The organism is Seonamhaeicola sp., from assembly GCF_028281565.1.
Classification (GTDB): domain Bacteria; phylum Bacteroidota; class Bacteroidia; order Flavobacteriales; family Flavobacteriaceae; genus Seonamhaeicola.
This window is the reverse complement of record NZ_JANQJQ010000006.1, coordinates 46,751-69,037: the sequence shown is the minus strand read 5'-3', so window position 1 is coordinate 69,037 and position 22,287 is coordinate 46,751. Positions and strand designations below refer to the sequence as shown.

The window sequence follows — 22,287 nt, the reverse complement described above, 5'->3', positions numbered from 1 at the left end:
AATTTGAATTGATTTTGAAAATTTTTTCAACTACTTTCGTTTAATTATGTTTAAATACAATTAAAGCCTTAATAATTAAACGTCAGGAATTATAATGCAAAAACTACTCCAGGAAATAAGCCATAGATGTTTCCTGAATCCGGAATTACAACAACGTATTGAAAATAGCTTCGAATTAAAAGAAGCCGTACAAGGTGAAAAAATCCTTATCCAGGGAAATAGAGCCAATAACCTGTACTTTATAGAAAAAGGTGTTTTACATAACTACTACTACCATGATGGCAAACAAATATCTTCGTGGTTCTACAAAGAAGATCAGTTTATCACATCATGGTATAGCTTTTATGCCCGAAAGCAAAGTTTTGAAGAAATAGAATGTTTAGAAGATTGTGTTTTATATCAGATTAGCTATAAAGAATATCAAAAATTAGTAGCAGACTTCCCTGCTTTTGGGAATTTCGCACGGTTACTTGCTGAAGAGATGCTCACCTTTATCGATGAATTTTCCAAAGGTTGGTCTTTTCTTTCCGCAAAAGAAAAATATCAATTATTACTCTCGTACTTTCCTGACGTTGAATTAAGAATAAAACTTGGATATATCGCTTCCTTTTTGGGTATATCGCAAGAAACGTTGAGTAGATTACGTGCTAAGAAATGATTTTTTGACTTATGTCAAAAAGATAATTAACTGATTACGTGATCTTTGTAACGTAATAGTAAAAATCAATGCAAATTAACAATCCCTTTTTTGCCGATCTGTCAACGTATTCTCCGGAGAAAACAATGCCGCTATATGAGAATGTCTTTGGGTGGAGGTATTATAAGAGCAATGACTATTATACGGCATTTTCAGGTGATAGAGAAGTCACCGGCTTATATGAAACACCTGCAAAATTCAAACAAATGCGGATGCCTCATTTCTGGATGACCTATATTCAGGTAAAGAGTGTTGTAGAGACCGTTGAAAAAGCAAAGCACCTGGGCGGTATCATTGAAATCAATTATGAAATGAAAGGTCTTGGAAAAATCGCTTTGATACGAGACCCTCAAGGTGCCGGGTTTACAATATATGAAGGCAATAAGCTGAAAAACACGCGCACGAAGAACACAGAAAATACGCTTATTTGGAATGAACTACATAGTTCTAATGTAAAAAACATTATTCCCTTCTACCAGGGTATTTTTGATTGGGTCATTACACAAACCCAGAATGGGATCTATTCCGTTTTAAATAGCAAAAAAGAGCATATAGCAGACATTATAGAAATACAAAACCAATACAAAGGGAAATATGAGTATTGGGTATGCACATTTGGTGTAAAAAACTTAAGGGAATCCAAAAAAATGATCATAGAGCATGGCGGGCATCTAATTACTGAAGAAGCAAATCGCATTTTGTTTTCAGACAATTCCGATGAAGCCTTCTTTTATATCAAAGCGGTATGAAATCCTGAAAAGATTAGTAAGCAACAATGCACCAAGTTTGCAATAAACCACAATGTTTGACATATAAGTTAAGAAGAGATTATATTTTCCTCTTTCCCTAACTACGCATATGCTACGCGAATTATAGTTTGCAGTTGTTTTTCAATAAATTTAGTAATCTACAACACCGATATTAACAAAATTCAAGAAAATGGAGAGAAAGGAATTTATCAAAAAAAGTACCGCTTTCGGTTTAAGCATCCCGTTTATACCTATGGTCCTGGAATCATGTTATAAAAAATTAAATTCGGGTATTGATTCCGATTTTTCGGGTAAAGTCCTGATTATTGGTGCGGGAGCCGCGGGTCTGTCAGCAGGCTTTTTATTACAAAAGAGTGGTATTGATTTTGAAATAATTGAAGCATCCTCTCTATACGGTGGAAGAGTAAGGCGACATCCGGGTTTTGCAGATTTTCCCATCGATATTGGTGCGGAGTGGATACACACATCCCCTAAGGTCCTTTCTGAAATTGCCAATGATCCAAAGGCGAATGAAACCATAGAAACTATTGAATACAATCCCAATGTGTATTACCTGATTGACGGTGCGTTATATCCGGACAGCTCATCCTACAGTGAAAACAAATTTAAGAATACAACCTGGTACGGTTTCTTTGAAAACTATATAGTCCCTGATATTCTACAAAACATTCGTTTTAAAAAGCAAGTAACTGAGATTAATTATAAAACTGATAAAGTAGCTGTTAAAACCAACACGGGGGAAACGTTCACCGGAGATAAAGTCCTGGTCACAGTTCCCATAAAGATACTTCAGGAAGGTAGTATTCAGTTTATGCCCCAATTGCCCAATGATAAGATCCGGGCCATTAACAACATAACCATGGTTGACGGTATTAAGGTATTTATGGAATTTAAAAACAGGTTCTATCACGATATGATTATTGTTGGTAGAGAAAGTGAAGTGTTTACCAAAGGTTATAAGATCTTTTATGATGCTGCTTTTAAAAAGGATTCCACCAGGAATATCCTGGGATTATTCGCAGTTGACTCAAGAGCTGCTCCATACATAAATCTTTCGGAACAGGAAATCATAGATACCGTACTAACAGAATTGGATGATATATTTGAAGGACAGGCCTCCCTGAATTATACCAAACACCTTATCCAGAATTGGTCAAAAGAACCTTTTATAAAAGGGGCTTACTCTTTACATTTTAACGGATTTAGAGGAGCCATTATGCGAAAGGTAGCAGAACCACTAAACAATAAAATATTTTTTGCCGGTGAAGCACTATCCAAAAACAATCAGGCACAAGTGCATGGCGCTTGTGAAACAGCTTTTAAAGCCATTGAGGTTATGTTAAAGCGCAGTTGACAAAAAGCTGTATTGATCACCTCCCAGGAAAATCTGCTTTTCTTTTTTCTAGAAAAGCAGAGGTGCCTTCAGCAAAATCTTCGGTCCCAAAGCATTTTCCAAATTCTTTAATCTCCATATTAAAACCATCGACACCGTCCTGAAAATTGGCATTTACTGCTCTTATGGCTGCAGCGATAGCCACAGACGAATTTTGAGAAATTTTGGTCGCTATTTTTTCACAAAACGCAAGCAATTCATTCTGGGTAGTGACATGATTTACCAAACCAAACTGTAAAGCTTTATTAGCATCAATCATACCCGCTGTCATAATAAGCTCCATAGCACGCCCTTTACCAACCAATTGAGCCAATCGTTGAGTACCACCATACCCTGGAATAACCCCAAGTGACACTTCCGGTAAGCCCATTTTGGCATTATCGCTGGCCACTCTAAAATGACAGGCCATTGCCAATTCCAGTCCGCCCCCCAATGCAAAACCGTTTACTGCCGCAATCACTGGCGTAGAAAGATTTTCTACAAAATTGAACAGCACTTTTTGTCCGTTAGCCGATAAATACTCCCCTTCTTCAACACTGTAATCTGCAAACTCGCTAATATCGGCTCCGGCTACAAAGGCCTTTTCACCACTTCCGGTTACAATAATGACCTTGGTATCTTCGTCTAAATCAGCTTCCTTAAACGCATGATGTAACTCATTTATAGTGTCCTGATTTAATGCATTTAATTTATTAGGCCGGTTGATGGTAATGGTAGTAATCCCACCATAATATTCCGTTAATATATTGTTGAAATTCATTATAAATATGATTTAGATTATGAGATTCCTACGTTGACAGGAAGTTTTATTCCTTTGGAAACATCACCTTAAAAGTGGTGCCTTTCTCTTTTACAGATTCAAATGTAATAGTGCCTTTATACGTTTCTACAATATTTTTTACCATAGCCAATCCAAGCCCCATACCGCTGGTCTTGGTGGTGAATTTAGGCTCAAATACCTTATCTTTATTTTCTTCCGAAACACCGCTGCCATTATCGGCCACAGTTAACACAACATTATCATCTTTTGTTGTTACATGAATGGCTATTCTTGGGGTTTGGTCCTCCGGCATGGCCTGAATACCATTCTTAACCAAATTAGTAACCACTCTAATAAGTTGGGTTCTATCAAATTTAGCTATAATTTCCTCATAGTCCGTGGTGAAAACAATATAGTCTTCGTTAAAAATATCTAACGCCAACTTCACAATTTTAACCACATTTAAGGTTTCACTTTGTTGCGCGGGCATTTTAGCAAAGTTTGAAAACGCCGATGCAATGGAACTCATAGTATCAATTTGTTGAATCAAAGTTTTACTGTATTCATCCAGTTTTGAATGAATATTTTCATCTTCCGGATCAAATTTTCTCTGGAAATTCTGTACTGTTAAACGCATAGGCGTTAACGGGTTTTTAATTTCATGAGCCACCTGCTTTGCCATTTCCCGCCACGCTTGCTCACGCTCACTTCTTGCTAGTTGTACCGCACTTTCCTCAAGCTCATCAATCATACTGTTATAGGAATTTACAAGAATGGAGATCTCATCACTGGTATCGTCTATTTCTATTTTTTTATTTCGTTTTTCCAGGCGCGTGGAAATGATTTTATCACTAATAGTCTGCAATGATTTTGTAATGAACTTTGACAATAAAAAGGCAATAGCTATAGCGGCTAACAGTATCAACATAAAGGCGAAGCCAATACGCTTTAAAAACTCCTGAAGTTCCATGGTCAGGAAATCGTCTTTCTCTAAATAAGGTAAATTAATAATGGCAATAGACTTCGATTTATTATCTGTTATAAAGGAATAAGATGATTGAAATGTTTCCCCGTTTTCTTTATGTTTATCTACATACCTGTGTTCTGCAGTATTTGAAATATCGTTTAATTGCACCGTGTTGTAAATAGAATTTAGTATTTCTGCATCTAAACACTGATCCGCAACATTATCCCGTAACCTGGCGTTGGAGGATAGTAATAAATTGCCTTCTAAATCATACAAATTAATCTGCAGTTTATGAATACTGAAAATGTTATGAATTTCATCCTTGAATATAAGCGGAATGTTTTCAGTCTTTATTTCCCAGGTATTATATCTGCTGTGTAAAAACCGTTTTATATGGGCTTTTATATTTTGTTCTTTACGTAATAAACGTGCGGTATGATAGTCCTGACTTTGTTCTTTATACTGATAAATAGCCACTGCCGAAATAAGTACCGATGCCATCAATACCAACAGTATCATTGCTACAAAAATACGGGTACGTAAGGAGAGCTTTTTTAAGTTCATTTGCAGTTTTAATGCATTAAAAGTACATGAATTTTTTCATTTGAAAATTAAAAGTCCCAAATGAAAAAAATTATATGTACTAACAAAGTGGTTACTGAGGTGAAACTAAATTTTGTAATTTTTTGAACATAAAATTTAGTTTTTCACAGAAGAAATATAGCAATTATCGCACCAAACAACCTAAGGCTGATCTAAAAAAGCCAACTTGTTTTAACATTAACTATTAGGTGTTTTAAATACACATAACTCAGGTCAATTACTTGAGCTTTCTTGTGAGATGCTGAAACAAGTTCAGCATGACAGCAAAAAGCAAGTAGTTAAAGTACGATCACTTTGTGTTTGAGGTTCTCGAAGATACCAATCAAGCATCCGGGTTTTTCTCTCTGATGCGTTTATAAACTTTGAAACCAAGCATAATCAGCACTCCCAAAACCAGCATACCTATAATACCCCAGATCCAATTAATACCGCTTTTTAAAATAACCAGAAATATTACAGCAAACAGGATGAAAGTAGCGCCCTCATTCCAGATACGCATAAAGCTTGATGACTTTTTTACAATATCGTTTTGAAGTTGTTTGTAATACTTGTGAGTCATCATGTGATAAATGAACAGCAAAACTATAAATGCCAGCTTAACCTGCATCCAGGGTTGTTCTAACAAATACGGGTTTAAAATGAGTAATACAACCGCAAATATGGTACATAAAATGGCTGAAGGCCAGGTGATAATGTACCACAACCGCTTTGCCATAAGCTTAAGCTGTTTCCCTAAAATCTCCTTCTCAGGTGATGGTTTATGAAAGGCTTCTATTTGGTAGACGAAAAGTCTGGGAATATAGAATAAACCCGCAAACCAGGTGATTACAAAAATGAGATGAAAGGCTTTTATGTAGAAATAGTAGTCCATAATTAATCTTCAATAAATAAATAGTTTAGGTTTTTATTGTTAAATGCGTCATTAAAGGCTTTTATTTGATCGCTTACCAATGTATTAAAAATCTTTAATTGATCATTTATTTGTTTGGTAAGCTCGTCTTTTACTGCAACATCCTGGTCTGTTGGTGAAAAATCTCCAAAACGGACCAATGCATTTAAATGACCAAGCTTATTAGTTAAACGAATGGGGAAATTTAAAGGATCCTGGATGCTTCTGTTTTTAGTTTGGTACAAAGCCTCCTCAATTTTGGTAAATTCCTTTTTTAACTCCTTTGCCTTATCCACCAGTTCTTTCACAGAGGCATCGTTTTTATACTGCAATTCAAATGCGCCTAATTGCTTGTTAATATGTCTTATTTTTTTAATCGTTTTGTGGGCATTATCAATGGTTTTGTTCACATCAATAATAAAATCAAATTGCTTTTTAAGGTCTTCTTCACTACCCTCCGCTCTCGGGTCTGCTAATATTTTAAATGGCTGGGAAATACTTTTGCCATTTACATTTAGGGTTAATTTGTAATCACCCGGAATAGCTTTTGGACCATTTAGATTCGTTGACCATAAAATCATGCCCTCTACTTTTTCTGCGCCTTCATAAGCCATATCCCAAACAAACTGATTAGCGCCTTTTTTTACTTCCAGCTTATCTTTCTTTTTATTTTTTGTGCTAAATGTTTTAATGGTATCACCTTTAATATCAAAATACGTTAAGGATACAGTGTCTTTCTCTTTATTAAAATCTTTTAGATTAAAATAGGTAATAACGCCATTAGGAAGATTGGTTCCGGAGGTCTTACTGTCCTTCTTAGAGCTTCCTCGCATTCTGTAAGCATCCTTAGGCTGAAATAATACATCTCCACTTAGATCCAGATTATACAGCTGGTGTATTACCGTTAAATCATCAATTATCCATAAACTCCTTCCCTGTGTTGCTACAATTAAACTATTGTCCTTAACAGTGACATCGGTGATGGGAACTATAGGCAAGTTGAGTTGAAAGGGTTTCCAGTTTTTCCCATCATCAAAAGATATATACATGCCCGTTTCCATACCGGCATAAAGTAATCCTTTATGCTTTGGATCTTCTCTGACCACTCGTGTAAAATGTTCCGGATTTATGCCATTGGTAATTTTAGTCCAGGATTTACCGTAATCGGTCGTTTTATATAAATAGGGTGCAAAATCTCCCGTTTTATATTTTGTGCCGGCAACATAACAGGTGCCTGCATCAAATACACTGGGCTCGATACTATTGATCATCATCCATTCCGGCATTCCTTTTGGTGTAATATTGTCCCAGGTTGCTCCGCCATCACGGGTCATATGAATTAAACCATCATCACTTCCAACCCAAATTAAGCCTTCTTTTAAGGCGGATTCCTGGGCTGCAAAAATGGTACAGTAATACTCTACGGCGGTATTGTCTTTGGTAATAGGCCCTCCTGAAGATTTCAATTTTTCAGGGTCGTTCCTCGTTAAATCAGGGCTAATGATCTTCCAGGACTGTCCTTCATTTTCGGAAACATGAACGTGTTGCGAAAACGTATATAACCGATCCGGATTGTGTTTGGAAAATATAATGGGGAAATTCCACTGAAATCTATATTTCATACCTTCGGCACCATGCCCTAAAGGATTATCCGGCCATACATTAATAGCTCTTCTTGTATTTCTTTTATGATTGACACGCGTTAGAAAACCGCCATAACTGCCTCCATAGACAATATCATTATCTTCAGGATCAATAGCTATATGCGCCGACTCACCTCCTGCGGTGCTTTCCCAATCGTCTTCATCTATATCGTTCCCATTAGTACGATGCGGAATCCTAATGGTTGTATTATCCTGTTGTGCTACATAGATCCGGTATGGAAAATGATTATCGGTGGTAACACGGTAAAACTGTGATGTTGGTTGGTTATGATATGTACTCCAGGTTGCTCCGCCGTCGTAAGTTACCTGGGCTCCACCATCGTCACCAATGATCATTCTATTGGGGTTTTCGGGAGCAATCCACAAGTCATGATGATCTCCATGAGGCGCTACATGTGTACTGAATGTTTTTCCGCCATTAGTACTTTTGTGGTATCTAACATTCAAAACGTATACTACATCTACATCTTTGGTATCGGCATAAACCCTCGTATAATACCAGGCACGTTGACGCAATTTGCGTTCGTCATTAACCTGTTCCCAGGTTTTCCCGCCGTCATCACTTCTGTATAAACCGCCTTTATCTTTATTTTCTACCATGGCCCATACCCGTTGATTATTAACCGGAGAAACAGTAACGCCGATGATTCCTAAAATACCTGTTGGGAATCCTTCGTTAGTGGATATTTCTTTCCATGTTTTCCCGCTATCCGTACTTTTCCAAAGTGCCGAACCTTCGCCTCCCGAACTCAAACTATATGGTGTTCTTTTTACTCTCCAGGTAGAAGCATATATAATACGCACATTGGTTGAATCCATTATTAAGTCAACCACACCGGCATGTTCATTTGAAAACAGGATCTTTTCCCAGGTCTCACCTCCATCAACAGACTTATAAACACCTCTATCCTGAGTAGGTTTATAAATATTACCTAAAACACCTGCGTAAACAATATCCGGGTTTGTTGGGTGAATGGCTATTCTGGGGACATGCCTTGAATTCTTTAAACCTGAGGCTTTCCATGTTTTTCCCGCATCAACAGATTTCCAGATCCCATAACCCGATGAAACATTACCTCTCACTGTTTTCTCTCCACCACCAACATACATAACGTTTGGATCTGATTTGGATACCGAAATCGCTCCGATACTTCCACCAAAAAAGCCATCAGAAATATTTTCCCATTCACGTCCGCCATTTGTAGTTTTCCAGATGCCTCCACCGGTAGCTCCAAAATAATACAAATTAGGCTTATTGGGTACTCCCGTAACCGCAGCACTTCGTCCTCCTCTAAAAGGCCCCAAAAGCCTATATTCTAAAGCACTATAAGCTTCTTCGTTAAAGTTTTGAGCATACGTCTGAGCAGTCTCTCCCAGGAATAGAAAAAACAATAAAGTAAGGATTGAAAATCGCATAATGGAATTTGGCTTGATTATAGGACACTAAAAATAAGGATTAAAAGTTACAGTTTAAATACCTTATTAAAGTTGTTTTATGTCTCACTCCATTCATTAAGCCACTTAGATAATAAATTTACAAAATCGGAATCGTCATTTAAGCAGGGAATAGTGATAAATTCGTCACCCCCCATTTCATGGAAAATTTCCTGGCCTTCCATGGCTATTTCTTCAAGCGTTTCCAGGCAATCGCTTACAAAAGCTGGTGTTACAATAGCCATGTTCTTAATGCCTTGTTTTCCTAAACGCTCAATGGTTCTATCGGTATAAGGTTGTAGCCAGGGGTCAAACCCTAAACGCGATTGGTACGATGTTGAATAGGTGCCTTCTTTAAGTTGTAATTTTTCGGCCACCAATCTGGTAACTTCCAAACACTGGTGCCGGTAGCAAAACGCATGAGCATCACTTGGTGTTACACAACACTTACCATCTATTTTACAGTGCGATTTGGTGACATCACTTTTTCTAATATGACGCTCCGGCACCCCGTGGTATGAGAATAATAAATGCTCATAATTTTTCCCTTCCAAATAGCGCTTTATGGAATTTGAAAGCACTTCTATATAGTCTGCTTTATTGTAAAATGCGGGAACCGACTCAATTTTTAAATTGGGAAAATGCATGTCTCTTAATGCTTCGGCTTTAACCAAAATGGTCTCTGTAGTGGCCATAGCGAATTGTGGATACAATGGAAATAACAACACCTCATCAACACCTTTATCCACTAATTCCCGCAAGCCTTTTTCAATGGTCATACTTCCGTAACGCATGGCCAATGCCACAGGCATATCAACTTGTTCCTGAATTTTACCTTGAAGTCGTTCAGAAATCACAATAAGCGGAGACCCTTCGTCCCACCATATTTTTTTATAGGCTGCCGCCGAGGCTTTTGGGCGTGTCTTCAAAATAATACCTCTTACCAGTAAAGCTCTGGCCGTATAGGGAATATCAATAACACGCTCGTCCATTAAAAATTCCCCCAGATACTTTTTTACATCTTTAGGTTCAGGACTATCCGGAGAGCCCAGGTTTACAAGTAGAACGCCTTTCATATAAGTTTTTTGAAGCACAAAAATACAACACTATTTATACAATAACTATAACTAATTTAAGGACATTATATACTTTTTAGGAGTCGTTCCGTATTTCTTTTTAAAAGCAGCAATAAAATGACTCGCCGTACTATAACCAACCTTATGGCCCACTTCATTTACATTATCGTTCCCGGCTTCCAATAGTTTTCTGGCCACCTCCATTTTATAATCGAACAGAAAACTAAACACAGAATCACCGTAAATTTGCTTAAAACCCTCTTTAAGTTTTTTTAGGCTTAATCCTATTTCATCAGCTAATTCCTGTAAACTTGGTGGTTCCGCCATACGGGCCACGACTATGTCTTTTGCTTTTCTAATCTTAATGACATTGGCTTCATCAACCAAAAAAGGACATTGCTCTATATCGGCATCTTCACTACGGTTAAAATACAAACTCAATAATTCATAGGCCTTTCCTTTAAAATAAATGTGTTTAATGGAGTTGTTTAAGTTGTAATTGATAAGCTGATTTAACACGATAGCCATAGAAGGCGAAATAACCCCGTCTTTATAATATTTTTTGTCTTTATTATCATCATTTAAAAACGAAATATGATCCGCCTCCGAGGAGAATAACCCGTGAAACTTCTTTATGGAAATCAAAATAGAAACTATCCAGGATTTAGACTCCACCTGAAGGTTAATAGGAAGTTCACGTTGCGGATTGTAAAGCAATAACGAATTTTCCTCATGAATATCTAAAGCATAACGCCCCTGATTGAATATGAACTTGGTGGCGCCTTTTACGCAAAAGTGAAACTGTATATAATCGCTATTAATCTCTTTAGCAATACTTTGAGCGACATTTTTATCGTTCTTAAACGTTAAAACCAAAAAGCCTTCATCTACACTTGTCTCCTCAAAAGTACTTTCAGCGACACTTTTTACATCAATTTCTTCACTCATTTTTTTATTTTATTTAGATTCGTTCTAGATTAGAACATTGAAAACTGCCAATTTTACTGTAAAAATATGACATTTATCATATTTTTTTACAAAATATCATTAAAAAACTTAAAACGATACTAAAAGTTCTTTGAGCGTTATTTTTTTTTGAATGATGATTCTATTTTTGTTCCCCGAAGTCAGGTAATAACATGCATAAGTATAACATTTCAAGAAGCAGGAACTTTTATGCCATTGGTTTAAGCTACAAAAAAGCCGATGCTGTCATTCGTGGTCATTTTAGTTTAAGTGATGATGCAAGACTCACATTGTTACAACAAGCCAAAGACAACCACATTGAAAGTTTGGTAGTAACTTCTACTTGTAACAGAACCGAAATTTATGGTTTTGCAGAGCACCCCTTCCAACTTATAAAATTACTTTGCGATAATACCGAAGGCACCGTAGACGAATTCCAAAAAGTAGCTTACGTTTATAAGAACAAAGAAGCTATTGGCCATATGTTTAAAGTTGGTTCCGGATTAGACAGTCAGATCCTTGGTGATTTTGAAATTATCAGTCAGCTTAAATCCAGTGCCATTCTGTCTAAGAAAAACGATTTGCTAAATCCGTTTATCGAACGTTTGGTAAATGCGGTTATCCAGGCCAGCAAGCGTATTAAAACCGAAACGGAACTGTCTTCAGGAGCCACTTCAGTGTCTTTTGCCTCGGTCCAATATATCTTAAAAAATATCGAACATGTTTCCGATAAGAATATTTTATTATTCGGCACCGGTAAAATAGGACGAAACACCTGTGAAAATCTGGTAAAGCATACCAAAAATGAGCATATTACACTTATCAACAGAACTAAAGACAAAGCCGAAAGAATAGCTGGCAAATTTAATTTGGTGGTAAAAGATTATGCCAATTTGCAGGAAGAAATCAGTAACTCTGACATTCTCATTGTGGCAACTGGCGCCCATAGGCCTACTATAGACAAGCATATTATTCAGTCTCAAAAACCATTGTTGATTTTAGATCTGTCTATTCCTAAAAACGTAAATGAAAACGTTCAGGAGTTAGATAACGTAACTTTAGTTCATCTGGACCACCTGTCTCAAATGACCGATGAGACCTTAGAAAAGCGTAAGGCCCATATTCCACATGCCCAAAGTATTATAGAAGAAATTAACGAAGAGTTTAACAGTTGGTTGGAGACCCGAAAGTTTGCACCAACTATTAAAGCTTTAAAACATAAACTTGCCGATTTTGCCACTGCAGAATTAGATACACAACGCAAAAAATTATCGGACTTTAATGAAAAACAAGCCGAAATAATCAGTAATAATATCATTCAAAAAATTACTAATCATTTTGCGCATCATTTAAAAGATGATAATAGTTCTACAGATGATAGTCTGGAACTGATAAAAAAAGTGTTTCAGCTAGAAGAATCTCCTAAAGCCAATGTCTAAAGTCATTAAAATTGGTACGCGCGATAGTGAATTGGCACTATGGCAAGCCAAAACCGTACAACAACAACTTGAAAATTTAGGCTACAAAACAGAACTGGTTCCGGTTAAATCTACCGGCGATATTGTTCTGGATAAACCACTTTACGAATTGGGAATTACCGGTATTTTCACCAGAACATTAGACATTGCTTTATTAAACCACGATGCTGACATTGCAGTGCATTCTTTAAAAGATGTTCCCACTATTTTACCAAAGGGTATTGTTCAGGTGGCGGTGTTGAAACGAGGCAATGTTAATGATACTTTGGTTTTTAAACATAACGAAGAGTTTTTAGGTGCTAAAGAAGCGGTAATAGCCACAGGCAGTTTACGCCGAAGAGCACAATGGCTTAACCGCTATCCAACACATACCATCGTTGATTTAAGAGGGAATGTGAATTCACGTCTTCAAAAATTAAAAGATAAAGATTGGAACGGGGCTATTTTTGCCGCTGCAGGTATTGGCAGAATTGGCATTAGGCCTGATGAATCTATCAACTTAAGCTGGATGATCCCTGCGCCTGCTCAAGGTGCCATTATGATTGCTGCTTTAGGAGAGAATGATTTTGCCGTTGAAGCCTGCTCCCAATTAAATCATGAAGAAACTGAGATCTGTACAACCATTGAACGTGAGTTTTTAAATAAATTGGAAGGCGGTTGTACCGCACCAATTGGAGCTTTGGCGAGAATTAAAGACGATGAGGTGTCTTTTAAAGGCGTGTTGTTAAGTAAAGACGGTTCAAAAAAAATTGAAGTTACAAGAGTTGAAAAATTAGGAAATCATCATGATATAGCTTCATACGCTTCAGATTATATTATTGAAAGAGGCGGGAAACGTTTAATGGATGACATTAAAAACGGCTCTAAAAAAACGAACGTATTTTCCACGAAATCATTAACCGAAGATCAACGATTATTATTTAATGAAAAGGTGGTTTCTAAAAGTTCTGATTTTATAAAAACGAATCCGAACAGAATTCATAAGCACGTTGTAAAGGACGAAATTGAAAACGTCATCATCACCAGTAAAAATGCTGTTGATGCTTTACTGACCAATTTTTCAAAAGAAGCGTTAAAGTTTAAGAATATCTATTGTGTAGGCAGACGCACCAAACGCCTGGTTGAAAACAAAATTGGAAAAGTCATCCATACCGAAAAAAATGCTAAAGCACTTGCAGAATATTTAGTGGAATTTATTGAAGGCACCGAAGTCACATATTTCTGTAGCAATTTAAGATTGGATGACCTGCCAACGATACTTGACGCTAATCATATTAAAGTAAATGAGGTTGAAGCGTATCAAACTAAGTTTGATGCCGTAAAAGTTGATGACTCCGTAAAAAACATTATGTTTTATAGTCCATCAACGGTTCAGAGTTATTTGCAAAAAAATGATGCCGAAGGCATAGCTTTTTGTATTGGGGAAACCACAGCAAAAGAAGCCAGAAAAAAGTTTAAAGATGTCAGGGTTGCCAAAGTACCAACAGTTGAAAGTGTCATTGAATTGGTGAATGCGCATTATGTGTAAATATTAAAGCGTCATTACGAGGAACGCAGTGACGTGGTAATCTCTCCAACATGATTAACAGATTGCCACATCACGCCAAAAGCGTGATTCGTAATGACAAAAAGAAATTATGATAAAGAACGATTTATTTTTAAGAGCATTACAAGGTGAAACGGTAGACCGTCCACCTGTTTGGATGATGCGTCAGGCCGGGCGCTACCTCCCGGAGTTTATGGCTATTCGTGAGAAATACGATTTTTTCACCCGTTGCAGAACTCCTGAATTGGCCAGTGAAATCACCGTGCAGCCTATCCGTCGGTACGGTATGGATGCCGCTATTTTATTCAGCGATATTTTGGTGATTCCGCAGGCCATGAATATTGAGGTGCAAATGAAGCCAAACTTTGGCCCTTACTTACCCAATCCGGTTCGTTCTCAAAAAGATGTTGATAACGTCATAGTTCCGGATGTAACGGAAGCATTAGATTATGTATATCAAGCCATAAAAGCCACCAAAGAGTTATTGAATGATGAGATCCCTTTAATTGGCTTTGCCGGCTCTCCCTGGACCATTTTATGCTACTGTGTACAAGGACAGGGTAGTAAAACCTTTGATAAAGCCAAGGAATTTTGTTTTACAAATCCGGTAGCGGCACATCAAATGCTCCAGAAAATAACCGATACTACCATTGCCTATTTAAAAGAAAAAGTAAAGGCCGGTTGTAATGCCGTTCAAGTATTCGATTCCTGGGGAGGCATGTTATCGCCCACAGATTATCAGGAATTCTCATGGCAGTATATCAACCAAATTATAGAGGCTTTAAAAGACGATGCTCCGGTAATTGCTTTTGGAAAAGGGTGCTGGTTTGCACTTGGTGATATGGCAAAAAGTAATGCGTCTGCCTTAGGTGTAGATTGGACATGCTCACCCAGAAATGCACGCTACTTAACCGGTGGCAATATAACGCTACAAGGTAATTTTGATCCGGCGAGGTTACTATCGCCCCCTGCGGAAATCAAAAAAATGGTACATCAAATGATCAACGAATTTGGTAAAGACAAATACATTGTAAATCTTGGCCATGGCATTTTGCCTCACATTCCCTTAGACCATGCCAAAGCATTTATAGATGCAGTAAAAGAATATAGCATGTAATCCAAGACCTGCCAGGTTTTTAAAACCTGGCAGGTCTAAAAATAGTTATGATTAAAGATATTTCATCAGGCATTAAAGCATATTTCGGTGCTTTCGGCCTAATATCAAGACTAAAGCTCTGGAAGTTTTTCGTTATCCCCATGGCTATTAGTTTTGTTACGTTTATCATTATTTTTTGGTCTGCTTATGGTTTGTCAGATAATATCGGTGGTTTTATTTCAAGAATCTGGGTTTGGGATTGGGGCAAAGAGACTTTCTCTTCAATAAGCGCTTTTATTGGCGGATTAATTGTGCTGGTTATTGGGCTTATACTTTATAAACATATCATCATGGCATTATCGGCTCCGTTTATGAGTCCGGTTTCCGAAAAGATTGAAGCACATTTAACAGGTATTGAAGCGCAATCACATAGAGACACGTCTTTTATGCAACAGTTATGGCGCGGTATTCGTATTAATGTTAGAAACCTGTTGATGGAACTGTTACTTACAATTCCTATTTTATTGCTGAAATTTATTCCTGTAGTCAATATATTTTCAACCATCCTGCTGTTTTTAATGCAAGCTTATTATGCCGGTTTTGGTAATATGGACTATACCCTTGAACGCCACTTTAAATATACCGAAAGCTTGGCCTTTGTTAGAAAAAACAGAGGATTAGCTATAGGAAATGGTATTGTGTTTTTATTATGTCTTTTAATCCCGATCATTGGTGTTATTTTAGTATTACCCCTTTCAGTAACAGCAGCGTCTGTAAGGACTGTTGAAGCTTTAAATTTGAAAAACAATTTACCCGATGCTATTTGACTTTGAAACTTTCTATATAGAACCTATTCAAATTCAAGATGCCTGGGATATTTGTAACTTTGTAGTTGCAAATGAAGACCGGTTAAAACACTATTTCCCAAAAACTTTAGCACAAAATTTAACACCCGACCTATCGAACCTTTTTGTTAAAAAGAAGGCAAGACAATTTCAAGAAAAGGAAGAATTCCTATTCACACTTAAACAAAAAGAAACCAATAAGCTTATCGGGTTAGTCTATTTAAAATCACTGGATTGGACAAAAAAGCAAGGGGAATTCGCTTATTGCATTCATTATGAATCTGAAGGCCAGGGTATAATTACGCAGGCTATTAGTTTCTTATCTAACCATGCTTTTAATGAATTAGGATTAGAAACTCTCCAAATTATCGTTTACAAAAACAACTTCCCAAGTATTAAAGTAGCTGAAAATTGTAATTTTACATGGATAAAAACCTTAAAAAACGAACACACACCTCCCGGAGAGAACCCTTTGGACATGGAACTATATGAATTGTACAAAGAAGTAGAATAAACACCTATCCCGGAAGGTTTTCAAAACCTTGTAGGTATAAATTCAAGCAATGTTAGAAAAAATAGAAAAAGACCATTATTATCATATCTTCAATAGAGGAATAAACAGCTCAGATATTTTTAAATCTGACGATAATATGGTTTATTTTCTAAAATTAATAGAGAAATACCTAAAAGGAAAAGCTGATGTTATTGCTTATTGTTTATTGAATAATCACTTCCATCTTATAGTTAAGGTCGTTGAAGAAGAATCTATGGTAACCCAGGCCTTTTCTAATCTCTTTAATGCTTATGCAAAAGCATTCAACAAGCAGCAAAACAGAACAGGGAGTCTGTTTGAAAAGCATTTCAAAAGAAAAAAAATTAAGGACGAGACTTATCTTAAGAATTTAATTCTTTATATCCATAAAAATCCTCAAAACCATGGTATGATTAAAGATTTTAGGGATTATAAATTCACATCTTTCAATTCTTATTTAACTAAGCTTTCTTCCGAAAAAGCTTATATTTTAGGATTATTTGAAGATATTGAAAACTTTAAATTTGTTCATGCAAAAGACCTACAAAGTTTTGAAAACTTTGCAGGTCAAGAAACAAACACAACTAAGACACCTCTCCTGCAAGGTCTTGGAGACCTTGTAGGTGTTAATATTAAGCAATCCATGAAGGACAAGTTCTATCAATACATACAAGATTTACAAGATTTTATTACTGTTACGCTGGAAACTATTGACGGTAAAGCGACTTTTCAAGAAGACCTTTGGAAACGGCCCGAAGGTGGTGGCGGACGCACTCGTGTTATTCAAAACGGCAACGTGTTTGAAAAAGGCGGTGTTAATATTTCTGCGGTGCATGGTAAATTACCTAAGTCTATGCAAGCCTATTTTAAAGTAGGTGATGTCAATTTTTTTGCCTGCGGACTAAGTTTGGTGATTCATCCTAAAAGCCCTATGGTTCCTACAGTTCATGCCAACTGGCGTTACTTTGAAATGTATGACCAATCCGGTAACATTGTAGACCAATGGTTTGGAGGCGGACAAGACCTAACCCCCTATTATTTATTTGAAGAAGATGCCAAACATTTTCATGAGACTTGTAAGGCAGCTTGTGATAAGCACCATCCGGAATTCTATCCAAAATATAAAGCGCGTTGCGACGAGTACTTTTACAACACGCATAGAAATGAAGCACGTGGTGTAGGCGGATTGTTTTTCGATTATTGTAAAGCCACAGATGATATGACCATGGCAGATTGGTATAACTTTGTAACTGAAGTTGGTGATAGCTTCCTTGACGCCTATGTGCCCATTGTTGAAAAACGAAAAGAACTGTCCTATACGGAAGCACACAGAAATTGGCAGGAAATAAGAAGAGGACGCTATGTAGAGTTTAACCTGGTGCATGATAAAGGCACACTGTTTGGTTTAAAAACCAACGGACGTATTGAAAGCATTTTAATGAGCTTGCCACCACATGTACAATGGGTATACGACCATCATCCCGAACCGGGAAGTGACGAAGAAAAATTAATTGAAGTTTTAAAAAATCCAATAGATTGGGTTTAACTTTGTCATTCTGAACATAGTGAAGCATCTCTTTTATTTTTAGATGCTTCGTTTCATTCAGAATGACATTATATAAGAAATAATATGTTCCCACTTAGAAGAAACAGAAGACTAAGAACCAATGAAGCCATTCGCTCCTTAGTCCGTGAAACGGTTATTACGCCCAACGATTTTTTAGTGCCGCTTTTTGTAGTAGAAGGCAAAGGCATAAAAGACGAAATTCCATCCATGCCAAATTACTTTCGTTACAGCCTGGATCTACTGGAAAACGAAGTTAAAGAACTTTGGAAATTAGGCCTAAAATCAGTGCTACTCTTTGTAAAAGTACCTGATAATTTAAAAGATAATAAGGGAACTGAAGCTCTAAATCCCGACGGACTCATGCAACGTGCCGTTAAAACCGTTAAAAATGTTTGTCCGGATATGTTAGTTATGACCGATGTGGCTTTAGATCCTTATTCGGCTTACGGGCATGACGGCATTATAGAAAATGGCCAAATCATAAACGATGTCACCGCTGAAGTTCTGGCCGAAATGAGTTTATCCCATGCGCAGGCAGGTGCTGATTTTGTAGCTCCTAGTGATATGATGGACGGACGTATTTTAACCATACGGGAAGCCCTGGAAGATGAAGGCTATACCAATACCGGTATTATGAGTTATTCGGCAAAATACGCTTCAGCTTTTTACGGGCCATTCCGTGATGCTTTAGATTCTGCTCCCGTAGATTTGGTCGATATTCCCAAAGACAAAAAAACCTATCAAATGGATTTCGCCAATAGGTTCGAAGCCATCAGGGAAACCGAAATGGATATTGACGAAGGCGCCGATATCGTCATGGTTAAACCGGGAATTTCGTATTTAGATATTGTTAGAGAAATCAAAAATGATGTGGATGTGCCCGTTGCGGTGTATCAAGTATCAGGAGAGTATGCCATGATAAAAGCAGCCGCAGAAAAAGGTTGGCTGGACCACGACCAGATCATGATGGAAACCACCATGGCCTTTAAACGTGCAGGAGCCGACATCATTGCTTCTTATTTCGCTAAGGATGTTGTGAAATTGCTTAAGTAACTTTTAAAGCGAAAGTTATTCAATTAATGAGGTGCATCAGAATTTTATTTGTTTTCAATTTTGTTTTTTGTTTTCAAAACTTAAGCGCGCAGTTATCCTATGACATTCCGGAATCCTTTGGTTTAAATTCGAACCACATTCAGGCAAAAGTAGATTCGTTAATGACCCTTGGCATCCATCAAAAAGCTTTTCCGGGCGCTCAATTACTAGTTGCTAAAAAAGGTAAAATAATATTCCATCAGGCCTACGGATACCATACTTACGACAGTATTCAAAAGGTAGGATTAAATGATGTTTATGACGTAGCCTCTGTTACTAAAATAATAGGGCCGCTTCCAGCCTTAATGAAACTATACGAGGAAGGAAACATTGATTTAGACATACCTTTTAGCAACTATTGGAAAGACTGGAGGCACCAAAAGGATAAACAAAACATTACATTAAGAGAACTTTTGGCACATCAATCTGGCATTAAGCCTTACATCGCTTTTTTAAATGAAGTTCAAAAAAAAGGGAAACTAAAAAAACGATTTCTCAGAACTAAAAAAAGTAAACGGTTTTCAAATGAATTCTATAAAAACCTTTACGTTAAAAACCGTTTTAAAAATAAAGTATACAGGCAACTTAAAAGAGTTAAAGCAGATGGTAAAAAAGAATATCTGTATTCAGGAATTGCCTCTCTAATCTATCCGCAAGTCATAGAAAATATTACGGGAGTAAAATACCAATCATATATTCAAAAAAACTTCTATACCCCTCTTGGTTGTTCTACTCTTGGTTACCTCCCTGTATACAAAAACCTTAAGAACAATATTGTACCTACGGAAATTGACACCCTTATTAGAAAAGATCTAATTAAAGGCTGGGTACATGATGAAAACGCTGCACTTTTTGGAGGCATTTCCGGTAACGCCGGACTATTTAGTTCGGCAATAGACCTGGCAAAATTCATGCAAATGCTAATTCAAGAAGGCTCCTATAACGGTAAGCAGTTCTTCAAGCCTTCCACGGTTAAAGAGTTTACAAGGATTCAATATCTCGAAAACAATAACAGACGTGGATTAGGGTTTGATAAACCTCTAATAGGCAATGACACTTTGAATATTAAAGATTCCTATCCCGCTCCCCAGGCGAGCACCAAAAGTTTTGGTCATTCCGGGTTTACCGGTACTTTTGTTTGGGCGGATCCTGAAGAAGCATTAGTTTTTATCTTTTTATCTAATCGCGTCTATCCAACCAGAGCACATAGAAATATATACAATTTAAACATTCGGCCTGCTCTACAACAAATCTTTTACAACAAGCATTTAGGTACTTCAAAATTGTTAAATAATTAGTACTTTAGAATTCAGAAACAGACACCATGGGCTTACTTATTTTCTACGGCATTATTTCCATTTTCTTTTCCTTTTTATGTTCTATTCTTGAGGCTGTTCTATTAAGTGTAACCCCAACCTTTATCAACGTTAAAAAGAGTGAGAACAAAGCCTATGCTTTAGAACTGGAAGCGTTGAAAAAAGATGTGGACCGTCCGTTAATTGCCATTTTAACATTAAATACTATAGCACATACTGTTGGTGCCATTTTGGTAGGTGTTCAGGCCAAAGTTGCTTATGCAGAAATGTACGGCTCTCAAACCAGAAGTTTTTTAGGTATGGAGTTTACAGAAGATATCATGGTTGGTGTGGTTTCTTCGGTGATGACAATTTTGATCTTAATTGCTTCCGAAATTATTCCTAAAACCATCGGTGCCACCTATTGGAAAAGTTTGGCAAATTTCACTGCAAAAGCCTTAAAGATTCTCATTTTTCCACTACAATGGACAGGCGTTCTTTGGCTATTACAACTTACCACAAAACTCATTGGCGGGAAAGGCCATCACGGCAGTGTTTTAAGCAGGGAAGATTTTCATGCCATGACAGATATGGCTGAGGAAGAAGGTGTTTTTCAGGAATCAGAAAGCAAAGTGATAAAAAACCTTTTAACTTTTAAAGAGGTCAAGGCCAAAGATGTTATGACACCACGAACGGTGATGAAAACCGAAAATGAAACCACAACAGTTGAAGAATTCTTCAATAAAAACCTCAACCTGCGTTTCTCACGGATTCCCGTTTATGCAGACAATGAAGACAACATCAAAGGCCTGGTTCTAAAAGACGATGTCTTTAAAGAAATGGCACTAAGCAATGGTGATAAAAAGCTTTCCGACATTAAACGAGACATTATCATAGTCAATCGCAACATGGTCATCCCAAAACTATTCGAACATTTGGTTCAGACCAGAAATCACATGGCTTTAGTGGTTGATGAGTACGGGACCGTAAGTGGTTTGGTAACTATGGAAGACGTTATTGAAACCTTACTGGGTCTAGAAATTATGGATGAAAGCGATAATGTATCAGACCTTCAGGTGCAAGCCCGAAAGAATTGGGAAGCCAGAGCTAAAAAATTGGGTATTCTTAAAGATGAGGACTAATGGAAGCGTGCATCATTAATTCGCCCTTAGGCTATACTAAAATTCTCGGAGACGCAGACGGCGTTTGCTCGGTTACCGTATTGAATTCCGAAGAAAAGGTCACTGATATTATCCCGGAAGTTTTAGAAGATTGTGTGATCCAGCTAAACGAATATTTTGAAGGCACTCGTAAACAATTCAGCTTAAAACTCAATCCACAAGGCACTGATTTTCAAAAAAAAGTATGGAAGCAATTAGAGCAAATTCCATATGGAAAATCAATATCATATTTAGAGCTTTCAAAACAATTAGGGGATGCAAAAGCTATCAGAGCTGTTGCTAATGCCAATGGTAAAAATCCACTTTGGATTATCATACCATGCCACCGCGTAATTGGCACCGATGGCAGTTTAACAGGCTATGCCGGAGGCTTACATCGAAAACAATGGTTACTAAATCATGAAAGCCCGTTTAAACAGCAATCGCTTTTTTGATC

General features: G+C 37.1%; 19 protein-coding genes. 13 read left to right on the top strand and 6 right to left on the bottom strand.

From position 1 onward, the window contains the following. The first annotated feature begins 94 nt into the window (after positions 1-94). The 3 genes from Q0983_RS02180 (at position 95) to Q0983_RS02170 (ending at position 2,821) form a co-directional block, all read left to right on the top strand. A complete protein-coding gene (locus tag Q0983_RS02180; protein ID WP_299548057.1) occupies positions 95-658 on the top strand; it encodes a Crp/Fnr family transcriptional regulator in 564 nt (187 codons plus the stop codon). 68 nt (positions 659-726) lie between these two features. Further along, entirely contained in the window at positions 727-1,446 is a 720-nt protein-coding gene (locus tag Q0983_RS02175; RefSeq protein WP_299548054.1) for a VOC family protein, read from the top strand. Between the two features lie 190 nt (positions 1,447-1,636). Beyond that, positions 1,637-2,821 (top strand): NAD(P)/FAD-dependent oxidoreductase, encoded by a 1,185-nt coding sequence (locus tag Q0983_RS02170; protein ID WP_299548051.1) that lies wholly within the window; start codon positions 1,637-1,639, stop codon positions 2,819-2,821. 16 nt (positions 2,822-2,837) lie between these two features. On the opposite strand, the gene Q0983_RS02165 is transcribed toward Q0983_RS02170, so the two are convergent. From Q0983_RS02165 to Q0983_RS02140, 6 genes are all read right to left on the bottom strand, one after another. Continuing rightward, positions 2,838-3,620 carry an enoyl-CoA hydratase-related protein gene (locus tag Q0983_RS02165; RefSeq protein ID WP_299548048.1) on the bottom strand — a complete coding sequence of 261 codons (783 nt, stop codon included), beginning with the start codon at positions 3,618-3,620 and terminating at the stop codon, positions 2,838-2,840. 46 nt (positions 3,621-3,666) lie between these two features. Beyond that, positions 3,667-5,151 carry an ATP-binding protein gene (locus tag Q0983_RS02160; protein WP_299548045.1) on the bottom strand — a complete coding sequence of 495 codons (1,485 nt, stop codon included), beginning with the start codon at positions 5,149-5,151 and terminating at the stop codon, positions 3,667-3,669. 361 nt (positions 5,152-5,512) lie between these two features. Continuing rightward, a complete protein-coding gene (locus Q0983_RS02155; protein ID WP_299548042.1) occupies positions 5,513-6,061 on the bottom strand; it encodes a CopD family protein in 549 nt (182 codons plus the stop codon). Between the two features lie 2 nt (positions 6,062-6,063). Then, entirely contained in the window at positions 6,064-9,159 is a 3,096-nt protein-coding gene (locus tag Q0983_RS02150; RefSeq protein WP_299548040.1) for a glycosyl hydrolase, read from the bottom strand. A gap of 77 nt (positions 9,160-9,236) precedes the next feature. After that, positions 9,237-10,253: a ferrochelatase gene (hemH, locus tag Q0983_RS02145; RefSeq protein WP_299548037.1), complete on the bottom strand. Its 1,017-nt coding sequence runs from the start codon at positions 10,251-10,253 to the stop codon at positions 9,237-9,239. A 51-nt stretch (positions 10,254-10,304) separates the two neighbouring features. Next, complete coding sequence (locus tag Q0983_RS02140; RefSeq protein ID WP_299548034.1) at positions 10,305-11,201, bottom strand: AraC family transcriptional regulator; 897 nt, start codon at positions 11,199-11,201, stop codon at positions 10,305-10,307. Positions 11,202-11,392: 191 nt separating this feature from the next. Between Q0983_RS02140 and hemA the strand changes: the two genes are divergently transcribed. The 10 genes from hemA to Q0983_RS02085 all read left to right on the top strand — a co-directional run bounded on the left by hemA (position 11,393) and on the right by Q0983_RS02085 (position 22,285). Then, on the top strand, positions 11,393-12,658 hold the full coding sequence (gene hemA / locus Q0983_RS02135; RefSeq protein ID WP_299548031.1) for a glutamyl-tRNA reductase: 1,266 nt from the start codon (positions 11,393-11,395) through the stop codon (positions 12,656-12,658). After that, positions 12,651-14,225, top strand: a complete 1,575-nt coding sequence (hemC, locus tag Q0983_RS02130; protein WP_299548028.1) for a hydroxymethylbilane synthase — start codon at positions 12,651-12,653, stop codon at positions 14,223-14,225. The genes hemA and hemC overlap by 8 nt, the downstream gene beginning before the upstream one ends. A gap of 109 nt (positions 14,226-14,334) precedes the next feature. Next, positions 14,335-15,360, top strand: coding sequence for a uroporphyrinogen decarboxylase (gene hemE, locus Q0983_RS02125; protein ID WP_299548026.1), 1,026 nt, complete (start codon positions 14,335-14,337; stop codon positions 15,358-15,360). A gap of 47 nt (positions 15,361-15,407) precedes the next feature. Continuing rightward, positions 15,408-16,166 (top strand): EI24 domain-containing protein, encoded by a 759-nt coding sequence (locus Q0983_RS02120; RefSeq protein WP_299548023.1) that lies wholly within the window; start codon positions 15,408-15,410, stop codon positions 16,164-16,166. Continuing rightward, positions 16,156-16,698: a GNAT family protein gene (locus Q0983_RS02115; protein WP_299548020.1), complete on the top strand. Its 543-nt coding sequence runs from the start codon at positions 16,156-16,158 to the stop codon at positions 16,696-16,698. Before Q0983_RS02120 ends, Q0983_RS02115 begins: the two co-directional genes overlap by 11 nt. Before the next feature lie 661 nt (positions 16,699-17,359). Further along, positions 17,360-18,262, top strand: coding sequence for an oxygen-dependent coproporphyrinogen oxidase (gene hemF, locus Q0983_RS02105; RefSeq protein WP_299548380.1), 903 nt, complete (start codon positions 17,360-17,362; stop codon positions 18,260-18,262). A gap of 84 nt (positions 18,263-18,346) precedes the next feature. Continuing rightward, positions 18,347-19,336: a porphobilinogen synthase gene (hemB, locus tag Q0983_RS02100; protein ID WP_299548017.1), complete on the top strand. Its 990-nt coding sequence runs from the start codon at positions 18,347-18,349 to the stop codon at positions 19,334-19,336. A gap of 26 nt (positions 19,337-19,362) precedes the next feature. Further along, positions 19,363-20,673: a serine hydrolase gene (locus Q0983_RS02095; protein ID WP_299548015.1), complete on the top strand. Its 1,311-nt coding sequence runs from the start codon at positions 19,363-19,365 to the stop codon at positions 20,671-20,673. Positions 20,674-20,699: 26 nt separating this feature from the next. Then, entirely contained in the window at positions 20,700-21,812 is a 1,113-nt protein-coding gene (locus Q0983_RS02090; RefSeq protein ID WP_299548013.1) for a CNNM domain-containing protein, read from the top strand. Then, entirely contained in the window at positions 21,812-22,285 is a 474-nt protein-coding gene (locus Q0983_RS02085) for a methylated-DNA--[protein]-cysteine S-methyltransferase (protein ID WP_299548010.1), read from the top strand. The genes Q0983_RS02090 and Q0983_RS02085 overlap by 1 nt, the downstream gene beginning before the upstream one ends. Positions 22,286-22,287 lie beyond the last annotated feature (2 nt).